This window comes from Cetobacterium somerae ATCC BAA-474, from assembly GCF_000479045.1.
Classification (GTDB): Bacteria; Fusobacteriota; Fusobacteriia; order Fusobacteriales; family Fusobacteriaceae; genus Cetobacterium_A; species Cetobacterium_A somerae.
The window spans coordinates 1-15,604 of sequence record NZ_KI518194.1 but is presented as its reverse complement, the minus strand read 5'-3'; the positions used below and the strand labels follow the sequence as shown (position 1 = coordinate 15,604).

General features: G+C 31.2%; 13 protein-coding genes. 2 read left to right on the top strand and 11 right to left on the bottom strand.

The features are described 5' to 3' along the window. Positions 1-302: 302 nt before the first annotated feature. Positions 303-812, top strand: coding sequence for a lytic transglycosylase domain-containing protein (locus HMPREF0202_RS10995; RefSeq protein ID WP_023050859.1), 510 nt, complete (start codon positions 303-305; stop codon positions 810-812). A 35-nt stretch (positions 813-847) separates the two neighbouring features. Here the strand turns inward: HMPREF0202_RS10995 and HMPREF0202_RS10990 are convergent, their stop codons facing one another. The 8 genes from HMPREF0202_RS10990 to HMPREF0202_RS10955 form a co-directional block, all read right to left on the bottom strand. After that, positions 848-2,791, bottom strand: coding sequence for a KUP/HAK/KT family potassium transporter (locus tag HMPREF0202_RS10990; RefSeq protein WP_023050858.1), 1,944 nt, complete (start codon positions 2,789-2,791; stop codon positions 848-850). 116 nt (positions 2,792-2,907) lie between these two features. After that, a complete protein-coding gene (locus tag HMPREF0202_RS10985; RefSeq protein ID WP_023050857.1) occupies positions 2,908-4,557 on the bottom strand; it encodes a peptide ABC transporter substrate-binding protein in 1,650 nt (549 codons plus the stop codon). A gap of 12 nt (positions 4,558-4,569) precedes the next feature. Next, positions 4,570-5,550, bottom strand: a complete 981-nt coding sequence (locus HMPREF0202_RS10980) for an ABC transporter ATP-binding protein (protein WP_023050856.1) — start codon at positions 5,548-5,550, stop codon at positions 4,570-4,572. A gap of 9 nt (positions 5,551-5,559) precedes the next feature. Continuing rightward, positions 5,560-6,552: an ABC transporter ATP-binding protein gene (locus HMPREF0202_RS10975; protein ID WP_023050855.1), complete on the bottom strand. Its 993-nt coding sequence runs from the start codon at positions 6,550-6,552 to the stop codon at positions 5,560-5,562. Positions 6,553-6,554: 2 nt separating this feature from the next. Then, a complete protein-coding gene (locus HMPREF0202_RS10970; RefSeq protein WP_023050854.1) occupies positions 6,555-7,565 on the bottom strand; it encodes an ABC transporter permease in 1,011 nt (336 codons plus the stop codon). A gap of 9 nt (positions 7,566-7,574) precedes the next feature. After that, positions 7,575-8,495 carry an ABC transporter permease gene (locus HMPREF0202_RS10965; RefSeq protein ID WP_040407313.1) on the bottom strand — a complete coding sequence of 307 codons (921 nt, stop codon included), beginning with the start codon at positions 8,493-8,495 and terminating at the stop codon, positions 7,575-7,577. Positions 8,496-8,646: 151 nt separating this feature from the next. Further along, positions 8,647-9,345: a DUF554 domain-containing protein gene (locus tag HMPREF0202_RS10960; RefSeq protein WP_023050851.1), complete on the bottom strand. Its 699-nt coding sequence runs from the start codon at positions 9,343-9,345 to the stop codon at positions 8,647-8,649. 20 nt (positions 9,346-9,365) lie between these two features. Further along, entirely contained in the window at positions 9,366-10,394 is a 1,029-nt protein-coding gene (locus tag HMPREF0202_RS10955) for a PTS sugar transporter subunit IIC (protein ID WP_023050850.1), read from the bottom strand. Positions 10,395-10,555: 161 nt separating this feature from the next. Between HMPREF0202_RS10955 and yjeM the strand changes: the two genes are divergently transcribed. Next, positions 10,556-12,094: a glutamate/gamma-aminobutyrate family transporter YjeM gene (gene yjeM, locus HMPREF0202_RS10950; RefSeq protein ID WP_023050849.1), complete on the top strand. Its 1,539-nt coding sequence runs from the start codon at positions 10,556-10,558 to the stop codon at positions 12,092-12,094. 55 nt (positions 12,095-12,149) lie between these two features. On the opposite strand, the gene HMPREF0202_RS10945 is transcribed toward yjeM, so the two are convergent. From HMPREF0202_RS10945 to HMPREF0202_RS10935, 3 genes are all read right to left on the bottom strand, one after another. Beyond that, a complete protein-coding gene (locus tag HMPREF0202_RS10945) occupies positions 12,150-12,770 on the bottom strand; it encodes a DUF1847 domain-containing protein (RefSeq protein ID WP_023050848.1) in 621 nt (206 codons plus the stop codon). A gap of 37 nt (positions 12,771-12,807) precedes the next feature. Next, entirely contained in the window at positions 12,808-13,593 is a 786-nt protein-coding gene (locus tag HMPREF0202_RS10940; protein ID WP_023050847.1) for a sulfite exporter TauE/SafE family protein, read from the bottom strand. 123 nt (positions 13,594-13,716) lie between these two features. Next, positions 13,717-15,480: a flavocytochrome c gene (locus tag HMPREF0202_RS10935; RefSeq protein WP_040407311.1), complete on the bottom strand. Its 1,764-nt coding sequence runs from the start codon at positions 15,478-15,480 to the stop codon at positions 13,717-13,719. Positions 15,481-15,604 lie beyond the last annotated feature (124 nt).

The following is a 15,604-nucleotide window of genomic DNA, read 5'->3' as shown; positions in this document are numbered from 1 at the left end:
AAAAATATATAGTATATATTTTATTAAGGGAGTTATAATTGGGGGTGTTTTTATGGATTTAAAAAGTCTTTTAATTAAGGATTTAATGAAACAAAAAGAGGAAAAAACAAAAAATTTAAAAGAAAATTTGCATTTAGAAAGCTTAAGATTGCAAAAAAAATAAAAAAAATTTTAATCTATAAATAAGCAAGTAATCATGGAAATCGTAGTCAATCACTTTTGTTGACCCACGGTTTCCTTTTATTTTATTGGTTTTTATGTTATAATAACTATGTGATATTTTTTACAAGAGGTGAGGTTTATTGAAGTTAATATTTAAATTTGTTGCGCTATTTTTTATTTTAACAATCTGCGTTTTCTCTCAGGAAAACAACTCTTCAGATAAAATAAAAGATTACGTAAAGAAAAATACCACTACAGAAAAAACTGCTACTAACATATATAAAAGTATTATTGAGAATTCAGAAAAGCATGATGTTGAACCAGAATTAATTGCTGCTATAATAAAAGTTGAAAGTGATTTTAAACATAGCACTATTTCTACAGCTGGAGCAAGAGGATTAATGCAGCTTATGCCTAAAACAGCAAAACTTATGAAAGTTAATCCTAACGATATGAATGCTAATATAAAAGGTGGAACAAAATATATTGCTTGGTGTTTAGAACAGCAAAATAATAATTTGAAATTAGCTCTAGCATCTTACAATGCTGGAATTGGAAATGTTAAAAAGTACAACGGTATTCCACCATTTAGAGAAACTCAAAACTATGTTAAAAGAGTAATGAAGGAATATAACTATTTAAAAGCATAGCAAGAGAAAAGGTCGTAACTATACGACCTTTTTTATTACTTTATTCTTTTTAGATTTTCATCTGGTAACCCTTTACCAAATAAAATTGGAACTTTTTCAATATCAACTACACTGGTATCAATTCCATACCATTTTTGAGGAGAAACTGTGAATTTTTTTATAAATAACTGAGTGGAAATTATAAAACTATCCCATGCTGAGAAATCATTTTCTAAAGCCAATACCTCTTCTATTATTATAAATTTAAAATTTCCAATACCTTTAAGGTTTTCATAATCTATCATATAGTTTCTTGGTTTAAATACGACCTCTCCTGATTTTATTAAATCACGAATGACTTGAAACATAAGTGTATTTATTCCCTGAGATACTCTAAATCCTAGATTAAAATCTATTACAAAAATTCTATTCTCTTCTATCTTGTTAAAAATATACTCTCTTGTATAAGGATCGTCTGTTACATTTATATTTATAAACCAATAGTTATCCGCTTTTTTAGGTTCATTATTAAATATTGAATAGATAACCTTTGGTTCTACTTGATTCCATAATTTAGATTTTGTTAAATAAACTACATTCCCTGCATAAAGAGGTAGCTCACTGTCTGTTTTTAATATATTAAAATTCTCTTTATAATCAGTTAAATTAACAAACTTAAGATATCTTTTCTTAATTTCAAAGCTATACTGCCATACATACATTACAAATGCCAATGCCGCTGTAATTATCAATGTTACATATCCACCACTTAATATTTTAAAACTATTTGCGTATAAAAATGATAGTTCTATAGTTCCAAAAACTAGTAAGACAACAATCCATAATTTTTTTTGATTTTTTACAAATCTTATATACTGAGATAAAAGTAGTGTTGTCATAAGCATTGTTATTGTTATAGATAGCCCATATGCCGCTTGCATATTTTGTGATTGTTTAAAAATAAATATTATTCCTACACATCCAATACATAGAGCTTTATTTACCGTTCCTATATAAACTTGTCCCTTTTCCTTTGTTGGATATCTTATAGCTAATTTAGGAAAAATATTTAACTTTATCGCTTCAGATATTAAAGTAAATGATCCAGATATTAGAGCTTGGCTGGCTATAATAGCAGCTAGCGTCGCTATTATTACCCCTGGTATAATAAACCATCTAGGCATTATTAAGAAAAATGGACTATTTACAAATGTATGTCCCTCTCTTGAAAGTAGATATGCTCCCTGTCCAAAGTAGCTTAATAGCAATGTTATTTTCACAAAAATCCAACTATAATATATGTTTACTCTTCCACAGTGACCAAGATCTGAGTATAGTGCTTCAGCCCCTGTTGTACATAGAAACACAGCCCCTAATATATACGGGACATTTCCACTAACTAAAAGTTTAAAGGCATAGTATGGATTTATTCCCTCTAGTATTCTTGGGTTTTGTACCAACTGAACGATTCCAAAAAAACCAATCATAGAAAACCATACAAACATAATAGGTCCAAAAATTTTCCCTATCTTTTCTGTTCCAAACTTCTGAACTGAAAACAGTAACAATATAATCACTAGTACTATCATCACTGTTGCATCCTCTTTTAAAAACACTATTAAATTCAATCCTTCTATAGCCGAACTTACAGATATAGGAGGAGTAAGTATTCCATCAGCCAAAATAGCAGCTACCCCAATTATTGCAGGAACTATAAGCCATTTAAAATACCTTTTTACAAGTGCATACAGTGCAAGAATTCCTCCCTCACCATTATTATCTGCTTGTAATGTCAAGACCACATACTTTATTGTCGTTTGTAGCGTCAGTGTCCAAAACACCAAAGAAACTCCACCTAATACTAACTCTCTAGTTGCTATACTATTATTAGTATAAAGAATAGCTTGCATAACATAAAGAGGGGAGGTTCCTATATCGCCGTAAACTATTCCAAGGGCTACAAGTAAAGACCCTATTGTTATATCCTTATTTTTAAACATACCTTTCCTCCATTCCCTTTTTTTATTTTATTCGCTATCTTTATATATTTTCATTTAAATATTTCATTAAAAAAGACTTCACCTAAAATATCGATGAAGTCTTTTAAGATTAATTATTAATTTTCTACATAAGCCTTTTTAAAATGATATCCTCCTAAAGGTGATTTTACCCATCCCTTTACTTTTGGATTAGCTGCAACAACACTTGTATAATAATAAAGTGGAATTATTGGCATATCATCCATTAAAATATTTTCAGCTTTATGAAGCAGCGCTGTTCTCTTTTCTGGATCATTCTCCTTTTGAGCTTCCTTTATTAAATTATCATACTCTGGATTAGAATATCCTGATACATTGTTTCCTCCTCCAGTTACCCAAAGATCTAAGAAGTTCATCGGATCATTATAATCAGCTATCCAACCATGTCTTGCAATATCATAATTTTTATTATTTCTAGTTGTTTGGAATACTGCCCACTCCTCATTTTTTAAATCTACATCTACACCTAGATTTTTCTTCCACATATCTTGAACTGCTTGAGCCACCATTGCATGTCCATCCCCTGTATTAAATGTAAATGTTAATTTTGGTATAGATTCTGGTGTTGTGTAACCAGCCTCAACCATTAATTTTTTAGCTAATTCAACATCTCCCTCTCCAGGCAAATATGCACTATTCTTTGTAAAGTCATTTCCGTCTGTAGCAACTATTCCTTCTGGAACAAAACTTCTAGCTGGAAGTTGTCCAGCCTTTGTAACCTCTTCAACAATAAGTTTTTTATTCAAACCTAAAGCAAGTGCTTTTCTTACTTTTGGATTTCCTAAAAACTTTACCACTTCTGGATTACTATTGTTACCAGACACATTTACAACATAAAAATATGTTCCTAAATATGGATATATTTTCCCCTCTCCACTAGCTAAAAGAGATGGTATCTCACTAGCTGGAGGAGCATCTATAATGTCAACTTCTCCCGCTTTAAAAGCATTTAAATAAGTTTTATCATCCACAATTATATCAAATCTTAATTCATCCAATTTCACATCATTTTTTCCCCAGTAATTTTCATTTGGAACTAATAATATATTTTCTTTAGGACTCCATGATTTAATTTTAAATGGTCCATTTCCTATATAAGTTTTAGCATCTATTGCCCATGCTGGATTATCTTTTACAACATCCTCTCTAAGTGGAAAGTATGATGGTAGAGATGTTAAAGATAGAAAATATGGTGTAGCATTCTCTAAAGTTACCTCTAAAGTTTTATCATCTATTGCTTTTACTCCAATCTCCTCTTCTGTAACCTCTCCATTATAAAACTTTTCACCATTTTTTAAATAAAATAGCATGTAAGCATATTCCATTCCTGTATCTGGTGTTAATCCTCTTTTCCAAGAGTAAACAAAATCCTGTGCTTTTACTGGTTTCCCATCAGACCATTTTCCATTCTCTTTCAGTTTAAAAGTATATACCTTACCATCAGGAGATACTTCAACACTTTCCGCTGCTGCTGGAACTAACTTTCCATCATCCCCTTCCATGAAAAGACCTTCGAATATGTTAGATGCAACAATTGAACCATCTACTGCTGTATTTAACTGTGGATCTATTGTTCTTGGATCAGTTCCTAAATTATAAGATATTGAATTTTTCTTACTCTCTACTGAAGTCTGTGCTTTTTTCTCTTCATCTTTCCCACCACATGCAACTAAAAATAAAACTGCTGATGCTATTGCTAAACTTTTTCCATTTAATCTCCCGAACATAAACTCCTCCTTTTAGATATTAGTATATAAATGACATGCAACTTTGTGATTCTCTCTAACCTCTATTAATTTAGGTTCTATCTCTTCACATTTTTCAAATGCTTTTGGACATCTACTTTTAAATCTGCAACCACCCTTTGGGTTTATTGGAGTTGGTATATCTCCCTCTAAAATTATTCTTTCTTTTTTTGATGATATATCTGGATCTGGTATTGGTATAGCTGATAATAATGCTTCAGTATAAGGGTGAAGTGGAGTATTATAAACCTCATCACTTGTTGAAATTTCAACTAACTTTCCTAAATACATTATTCCAACTCTATCAGAAATATGTTTTACCATAGATAGATCATGAGCTATAAAAAGATAAGTCAATCCTAATTTCTTTTGTAGCTCTTCTAAAGTATTTATTATTTGAGCTTGAATTGAAACGTCTAAAGCTGATATTGGTTCATCACAAACTATAAATTCAGGATTACAAGCTAGTGCTCTAGCTATTCCAACTCTTTGTCTTTGTCCTCCTGAAAATTCATGAGGATATCTACTCATATGTGAAGAGTTTAATCCCACTAGTTCTAGTATTTCTAAAACTTTTTTATCTCTATTTTTCTCTTCATATAGATTGTGAATCTCCATTGGTTCTTTTATTATATCTCCAATAGTTTGTCTCGGATTTAAAGAGGCATATGGATCTTGAAATATCATTTGAATCTTTCTTCTAAAACTTTTCATCTCTTGAAAATTTAAGTTAGTTATATTTTTATTATCATATACTATCTCACCAGAAGTTGGTTCATATAATCTTACAACTGTTCTACCTAAAGTTGTCTTTCCACATCCAGATTCCCCTACTAATCCAAGTGTTTCTCCTTTTTTTATCTCTAGTGTTACATCATCAACTGCATGTAAAACTTTTTTATTTTTCTCAAATATACTTTTCTTTAAGTTAAAATGTTTACAAAGGCCTTTTATTTCAAGTAAATTTTCTCCCATCTCTCCTCCTTACCTTATACTTACTTTAGGTGCATCTTTATGATTTAACCAGCAAGCTGATTTGTGATTCTCATCAATTTTAAAAAGTGGTGGCATATTCTCCTTACACGCTCTCATTGCAAAATCACATCTTTGATAAAATGGACACCCTTTAGGAGGATTTAAAAGATCTGGTGGTGTTCCCATTATTGGTTTCAATGGCTCTTTCCCCAATCTTTCAGGATTTGGTACACTTTTTAAAAGCCCAGCTGTATATGGATGTTTTGTATTATAAAATATATCCCTTGTTAAACCTTGTTCTACAATTACTCCACCATACATAACATTTACACGATCACACATCTCTGCTACTACACCTAAATCATGAGTTATTAAAATTATTGATGTATTTATTGTTTGTTTTATCTTTCTCATTAAATCTAAAATTTGTGCTTGTATTGTTACATCTAAAGCTGTTGTTGGTTCATCTGCTATTAGTAGCTCTGGACTACAAGCTAGTGCCATAGCTATCATAACTCTTTGTCTCATTCCACCTGAAAACTCATGTGGATACTGATTCATTCTAGCTCTTCCCATGGGAATCCCCACCGCATCTAAAAGTTCCACAGCTTTTTCAAAAGCCTCGCTATTGCTCATCCCTTTATGAACAATAAGTGTTTCCATTATCTGCTTTCCTATAGGAATTAAAAGGTTTAATGATGTCATAGGATCTTGAAATATCATTGACATTGTATTTCCTCTAATTTTATTCATCTGTTTCTCATTTATATTATCAATTCTTTGCCCCTTAAAAACTATTTCGCCCTCTTTTATTTTTCCATTTTCTTCAAGAAGTTTCATTATACTCATCATAGTAATACTTTTTCCACTTCCTGATTCCCCTACTACTCCTAAAACCTCTCCCTTTAAAAGGTCAAAGGTCACTCCCCTAACTGACTGCACCTCTCCATGATGTGTATCAAAAGATGTTCTTAAATTTTTTACTTCTAATAACTTTTCCATAACTACCCCCTTACCTTAGGATCTAATGCATCTCTTAATCCATCCCCTAATAGATTAAATGCCAATATTGTTAAACATATTGCTAAAGTTGGAAATACTAATTGATATGGATATAATCTAAATCCACCTAATGCATCATTTGCTAGCGTTCCCCAAGAAGCTGCTGGTGGAGTAATTCCTAAACCTATAAAACTTAAAAATGCTTCTGTAAAAATTGCTGATGGTATTTGTAAAGTTAATGTAACTATTATTGAACTCATACTATTTGGCAAAAGATGTTTGAAAAGTATTCTTCTATTTGAAGCTCCAAGTGTTCTAGCAGCTAAAATATACTCCTGTTGTTTTAACTGTAAAATCTCTCCTCTTACTATTCTTGCCATTCCAATCCAATATGATAATGCCAGTGCTAAAACTATATTTAAAAATCCACCTTTTTCAAAAGTAACCATAATTAAAATTACATATATTGTCATTGGAATAGAGTATATAATATCCACAACTCTCATCATAAAAGTATCAACTCTTCCTCCAAAATATCCAGATACTCCTCCATATAAAATTCCAATTATTAGATTTAAAAAAGATGCTATAAATGCAATTGCTAAAGAGTAACGTGCCCCATACATAACTCTCACAAAAATATCTCTTCCAAGTTGGTCCGTTCCAAACCAATGAGCTGCACTTGGAAATCTATTTGTCATACTTAAGTTAGTTTCAAAGATACTATATTTTGAAAAAATCGGAACTACTACAGCAAGAGTTGTTATCAGTATAATAAATATTAACCCTGCTATTGAAAGTTTATTTTGTTTTAATTTTCTCCAAGCATCTTCAGCGAAAGTAAAACTTTTTCTAGTTATCTCCTCTTTTACCTTTTCATTTTCAGTAGCAAATGTAAAATCTAACTCTGAACTTCCCTCTTTAGTTTCAGTATTAGTATATTTCACAGCTTTAGAAGAAAATATCTCTTCTCTAAAATTAGCAAAATCTACTTCTATATTTTTGTAAGCCATACTTCCTCCCTATTTATCAAGTTTAATTCTTGGATCAATAACTACATAAAGTAAATCTACAATTAGATTACAAATCATTAAAAATGCACTATAGAATATAGTCACTCCCAAAATAACTGTGTAATCTCTATTTGTTATTGTTGTTACGAATTCACTCCCTAAACCTGGAATCGCAAATATTTTTTCGATAACAAAGCTTCCAGTTAATATCCCTGCTACTAATGGACCAAGATATGTTACTATTGGAATTAAAGTATTTCTTAAAGCATGTCTTATAATTATTCTTCCTCTACTTAGACCTTTTGCTCTTGCTGTCCTTATATAATCTGATTTCATAACCTCAATTAATTTTGATCTAGTTAATCTTGCTATAAAAGCTATTGAATAACCTGATAAAGCTACACTTGGTAAAATATAGGACTGCCAACTTTTAAGTCCCACAATTGGAAACAGTTTTAATTTTACTCCAAAAATATACATTAAGAAAACTCCTATTACAAAGCTTGGAATAGTTACACCAAATGTGGATAGTAACATACATAGTGAATCTGGCCACTTGTTAAAGTTTAGTGCTGCTAGTATTCCCAAAGCTATTCCTATAACCAGAGATAATGATACTGCTACTAGACCTAATTTTGCAGATGTTGGAAAGGAATAACCAATTATCCAGTTTACTGTTCTTCCCTCTCTTTTCATACTTGGCCCTAGATCTCCCCTTGATAAATCTTTTATGTATGCTACATACTGCTCACCTAAGGGTTTATCTAATCCAAATTTCTCTTCTAATTTTACTTTGATTTTTGGAGGTATGTTCTTTTCCCCATCAAAAGGGCCTCCAGGCATGAGTCTCATTAAAAAAAATGTTAATGTGATAACTAAGAAAAGTGTAAAAATTGTTGTTAAAATTCTTTTTAAAATATATAGGACCATTCTTTTTACCCCCTATTAAAAATTTAAAAAGATTATACATCTTTATTTTATTTTTTGCAAATATTTTTTTATTTTTTTATTTTTTGCAAATATTTTTTATTTTGCTGTATAAAAAAAACTTTATCTAAATTTTATAGATAAAGCTCTTTGCTTAAAATCCAATTATTCTTATAAAAAATGTTAATATTGGAACAATTAATATTGCAGGAAGATAATTTGCCACCTTTATTTTTGTTATTCCAATTATGTTTAATCCCAATGCTATTATTAGTAGTGACCCTACACTTGTTATCTCTGATATTGTATTTTGTGTTAAAATAGGTTCTAAATATTGTGCTAAAACTACTAACAATCCTTGAAAAAGAAAAACAAATATTGAAGAAAATAACACTCCTATTCCTAAAGTTGCTGCTAACATTATCGATGAAATTAAATCTAAAAATGATTTTGTAAAAAGCATTTGGTTATCACCTGTTAATCCAGCATTTAGTGAACCAACAATAGTCATAGCTCCTATACAAAAGAGAAGACTTCCCGTAACGAATCCTTGAGTTACAGACACTTTAGAGTTTTCATTCTTTTTTACTTTTCTTTCAAAATACTCTCCAATATTTTGGATTTTTTCATTTAAATCAATTCCCTCTCCTATAATTACCCCTAGGATAATTGATCCTATTAAAACCAATGGATTTTCACCTTTCAAAGTTCCAGAGATTCCTATTGATAGAGTACATAACCCAATTCCTATCATAATAGAGCTTGTAAACTTTTCTGAAATTTTACTTTTAAAAATTAAACCTACAAAACTACCGATAATTACAGCTAAGGTATTCACTATTACTCCTAGCATTTTACCACTCCCCTTATATCTTAATTTTCTATTTTCATATCCCCATCTTTTATAAATTCTCTTTTTCTAAGAAAAATTGATATTAGGTATGTTACCACTCCTGGGAGTAAAATGTAAAGAGTAATTATTAAAAAAATAGTTTTCACTCCTCCTCTTCCTATTTTATCCATAGTTATATAGCTCTCGAGTATTCCTACTAACCCACTTGTTCCCATTCCTGCTCCTGCAAAACTATTTTCCATTTTAAAAACTATCGTCACAAGTGGACTTAAAATAATTGATGCTAATATTTGAGGTATCCAAACTCTCCAATTTTTAACTATATTTGAAAATTGAAGCATAGATGTTCCTAAACCTTGTGCTACTAATCCTCCCCATCCATTTTCTCTAAAACTTGTCACTGCAAATCCAACCATTTGAGTACAACATCCAAGTGTTGCAGCTCCAGCTGCAAGACCCTCTAACTTTAGCATCATTGCTATTGCAGCACTACTAATTGGTAAAGTTAAAGCCATTCCCATAAATACAGATATTAATATTCCCATAAAAAATGGGTGTAGTTCTGTTGATTCCATAACTAAAAAACCTATTGCAGTCATTAGCTTTCCTAAAATTGGACCTACACTTACTCCTACTAATCCTCCTACTAAAATTGTTATTGCTGGTGTTAAAACTATATCTAGTTTTGTTTCCTTTGAAATTAGTTTTCCAAACTCTGCACCAATTAAAGATGCTATATACGCTCCAACAGGTCCACCTAAAGAGTATCCAACCATTCCTGTAAAAGTTGATGAAAACAATACTAAAGGCGGAGCTTTCAAGCTATATGCTATAGCTACTCCTATTCCTGCTCCTGTTATATCTCTAGCAATAGGCCATATAGTATCTGTTAAAAATTTTATGCTTAATTGTTGACCAAGCATATTTAAGATTGACCCTGTTATTAAAGTAGAAAACATCCCTAGTGCCATAGCTCCTAGTGCATCTACAAAATATTTTTTTCCTGATAATTCTACATCTTTTCTTTTTAAAAATTCACGTATCTTCATAATGAAATATTATATCATACTAAACCTAAAAATGTCACTTTTTAACCATATTAGAACTTTTATTAACTTTAAACACTCTATATTCCTTACCTATTTGACACCTTATTTTGCTAATGATAGAATACAAAAAATCACTTTATTATTTTTTAAGGAGGAACCTTATGAGTAATCACACAAAAACAGATCAGAACAAAATGGGAATGACGGCTCTTGCATTAATGATTTTTACATCAGTTTATGGATTTGCTAATATCGCATTATCCTTTTTCAACATGGGATATTCTGCGATACCTTATTTCCTCTTATCAGCAGTTTTATACTTTATTCCGTTCTCTTTAATCATTGCAGAGATGGCACAAGCTTTTAAAGATGACCATGGTGGTATTTACACTTGGATGGAAAAGTCTGTGGGCATTAAATGGGCATTCACTGGAATTTTTATGTGGTGGATATCTTATGTTGTATGGATGGTTGGAAAAGCAACTAATATGTGGATCCCTCTATCTTTTGGTATCTTTGGTAAAAATATTTTTACAGATGCCAATGTTATGGCATGGACAGGATTGAAATCATCTCAATTTTTCGGAATTATTGGAATTATATTCATGATTTATACTACTTATGTAGCTATAAAAGGTATTAAAGGAATTTCAAAGGTTGCTTCAATCGGTGGAATTGCTGTTATAGCTTTAAATATTCTTCTATTCGTTGGAGGAATTTTAGTTCTTTTAACTAAGGGATTAACTTTTGGAGAGACTAGTTTCAACCTATTCACTTCTCCTAATCCTAACTTTGCAACTCCTGTTGCTTCACTAGGATTTTTAGTTTATTCAATCTTTGCTTTTGGTGGAATGGAAGCATCTGGTGGATTAGTTGACAATGTAAAAGATAAAAAATCATATATTGGTGGACTAACTTTTGCTGGAGCAATTATCTCTATTGGATATGCTATTGGAGTATTTTTAGTTGGAACATTTACAAACTGGGCTGACATTATGGGAGCTACTGATGTAAATGGTGAAGCAATTGTTAACTACGCAACTGTTACTTATGTTATTGTTGGACAACTTGGACTTACTCTTGGAAAAATATTCAATATGAGTAATCCTGAAATTTTAAAAGTTTTATTTGCTAGATTTGCTGGATTTGGAATGTTCTTCGCATATGTTGGAGCTTTCTTTACACTGGTTTACGCTCCATTAAAACAGATGATTGATGGAACTCCTGAAGAGTTATGGCCATATGGAATTGGATCTGATGACCCAGTTACGAGAACTCCTAAAAAAGCTTTAATTATGCAAGCTATATTTGTTGTAGTTATGATAGCTCTTGTTGCTTTTGGTGGATCTGGAGCTTCTAAATTCTTTGCTACTTTACAAGGAATGACTAATATTGCTATGACACTACCATATATATTCATCTCATATGCTTACATTAAATTCTTAAATAATGACAGTATTGATAAGCCTTTCCAAGTTTTATCAAGAAATAAAAGTTTTGGTATCTTTGCTGGATGGATAGTAACTTTAGTTGTTACTTTTGCAAATATATTCTCAGTTATGGATTTAAATGGCTCTGATGTTGGAATTTTTGGAATAAATATACCTGGTGTTTACGATGAATTTATAATCGGACCAGTTATCTTCTCAATAATTTCATATTTAATCGTTCATCACTACGAGAAAAATAGAAAAAAATAATATTATTTTGTAAATTAAAAGGTATCTTGAATAATTTCAAGATACCTTTTTTATATTAGAATAGTTTTTTCTTATAGTATGCATCAGCTTGATATATTGCTGCCACAGGATTGTGACATAATACTCTATCTTTTACTGCAAATACAGTAACTGGTGCTTCCGAATGTTTTATAAATAATGTATCGTGTCCTACGCAAAGACCAAACAGTATATTTAAATCTGTTTTCTCTTCGTTTAAATGTAATGCTTGCCCAATTGGATTACACATAATATCATTTTTCACGTAAGTTTCTTTTTCCTCTTGAGGTATTCCTAAAAATCCCTTTAAAATAGCTCCATTTTTACAAATTACAGAAACTACTTTTAATCCGTGGTGCTCTAATATTTTTACAAAAGTTTTAGCTTCTTCGTGAAGTCCTGTGCAGAAAGCTAACCCTATACGCTCATATCCACATTTCTTTGCAAAAGCTATAGTCTCTTGAACACGAGTCCAATTTGTATTTCCTTCAGCTTCTACAAGTGCTGATTGAACAGCAATTGTTAAGTCATCTCCTACATGTAACTCTTTTGCTTTATTTTGCATCTCTTCATTTCTACTAGGACAAAATACCTTTGGCATTTTATCTTGGTCCTTTGATAAACAACCTCTTGTCATACATTTTGCACAAATACTCATTTTCTCTCTCCTAACTCATTGTTTTTATTTTTAATACTTATAAAACTCCTAGATAACTCATTCCGTTATAAATACTAATTAAAATTATTCCTACAACCATGCATAGATATATTTTATCTACACCTTTTAGTGAAAGTTTTTTTGAAATTATAGGACCAACCGTACCTCCGATTACTCCTCCTGCAACCATCATTACAAATGCTAACCAAACAAATTCAGGTATCCCTTTAAAAATTGTTTGAGCTACGCTTACTCCCTGTGAAAACAGTATTATGTAAATAGAGTTTATTGCTGCTTCCTTTGAGTTTAAACCAAAACATAGATATAAAATCATTAAATTTATTGGCCCTCCACCAATACCTAAAAATGAAGATAATGCTCCTAATAGAAATCCAATTATTAAAGATACCGTTGTATTTTCTATATTAAAAGGTGTAATTTTTGATTTTTGAATAGTGAATATCAATACCCCAACTGTAACTGCCGCTAAAACAAATGATTGAACTGCTCCAGCCATATTTGGATCTCCACTTGCAACTCTTACCCAATCAAACAGCTGTTTACCTAAAAGACCTCCAATAGCTGCCCCAATGGCTAACGGTGTTCCTCTTTTTTTCTCTGGCCTTACCCCTGCCTTACTATTACGATATAGTGTCATCGTTGTCATTCCAAGTACAGTACATCCTGATAAAAAGCTTATTGTCGATACTTGCATTGTTCCCAAAGCATCAAGAATTGGTTTAATAATAACTCCTCCACCAATACCACTTATGGCTCCTAAAATCGATGCCCCAAGACAAACTACAAAATACAATATTTCCATACTACTCCCCTCGTACTATTTTATTTTTTGTTTTGCTTAATTTTATCTGATATTTGACTTATACGTCAACACAATGTTTTTGTATTATTTATTTTGTTTATTTTTTAATCTTTAGTAGCTTTTTTAATTCACTTTTTGTAAATTTTTAGCTGCATTTTCACCTGAAATTTTTCCAAATACCGTTATATCTGTAATAGCATTACTTCCTAAACGATTTTTCCCATGAATATCTCCAGTAACCTCTCCAGCAGCAAATAACCCCTCTATTGGATTTCCATTTTTATCTAAAACTCTACCTTTTGAATCTATTACTAAACCACCCATTGTATGATGAATAGCTGGGGTATTTTTTAGAATATAATATGGTCCCTCTGTAAATGCTACAAGTCCACCTCTTTTATTAAACTCTAAATCTTTTCCATTTTTAGCGTACTCATTATATTTTTCAACAGTAGTTTTCAACTCTTTTGCATCTATTCCAAAATGCTTTGCAGCTTCATCAATAGTATCTGCTTTCACTAAAATTCCTCTTCTTAATAAAGCTTCATACTCTCCTTTATGATGAACAGCTACTTCTGTTTTATCTAGTTGGGCTTGATCCCAGAATAAGTATCCTACTCCACCAGTTTGTTTAGTTATAGCAAAAGAGATTACATCTCTTCTATCTAACTCTTCAACAAAACGTTTTCCCTCTTTATTAACTAAAATTGCACTTCCTGCTAATCTTACATCTCCTGTATAAAGTAGCGCTCCATTTTCTGGATCACAAACTGGATAAGTTTGGATAAACTCCATATCTGTTGTTGCTGCTCCAACTTTTTCTCCCATTACAATTCCATCACCAGTTATTCCAGTTGTATTTGTAGAAAGAATCTTTTCATCCATTCTTGGATCATGTTTTTTTCTCATCTCTATATTTGAACCGAATCCACCACTTGCTATAATTACTCCATTTTTCCCCATAAAATTATGTGTTTCTGTTGGTGTTAAAGCTTTTACTCCAACTACTCTATTTCCTTCTGTTATTAATTCCACTGCATTCATCTCTAAGTAAACTGGAATTCCTAACTCTTTTGCTTTTGCCATTAATTTTCCAATAACTTCTACACCACTTGCTCCATTTGGAACTAAACTTCTTTTAACCGAATGTCCACCAAAAAACATCTGTCTATCTTCAAATACAACATTTACATAATCTTTTAACCATACTGCTCCATCTAATGCGTTATCAGCTAAAACTCTTACTAAATTAGGATTGCTTTCGTTGTCTCCACCTTTCATTGTGTCATTGAAAAATTGATCCTTACTATCTTTCAATCCCTCTTTTTTTTGTACCCAGTTTTCTGGTGCTGCATACTCTGCTCCAGAAATAAGTGTGTTTCCACCTGGAAAAGCCATTTTCTCTATAACAGTGACATTAGCTCCATTTAGTTTCGCTTCTATTGCTGCAATTAATCCCGCTCCACCAGCTCCGATAACAACAACATCATCTTTATGCTCTACAACTTTATCAGTGAATTTTTCTTTAGTCTCTTTAACTCTTCTTAAATCTGTTTTATATCCTGAAAATTTTATTGCATTATTTATAGCTGCTATAACTCCCCTACTTGTTCCTGTTGCACCAGCTACTACATCTACTCCTAGCCCTTGTGTTTGTAAAACTTTTTTTGGAATAATATTTACAGGTGCATCTGATATTATTGGTGTATCTGTATTTGAAATTACTTTTATATCCTCTATTTTATCTTTAGAGAGTTTTACCTCTACTTTTATCTCTCCTTTATATCCATTTGCACTTCCTAAGTATGTTCCCTCTTTAAAATTTTCTCCCATACTTAGATTCCCCATAACTACCATCAACGACAATAACAATAATCTTTTTTTCATTCAAAAACTCCTCCGTATCTATACTAGTATATTTTATAATAATATATTTATAACTAAAAAACAACATTTTATCGTTTTTTTAAACTTATATTTTTTAAATATTAAAAAATAATAATATTTATTA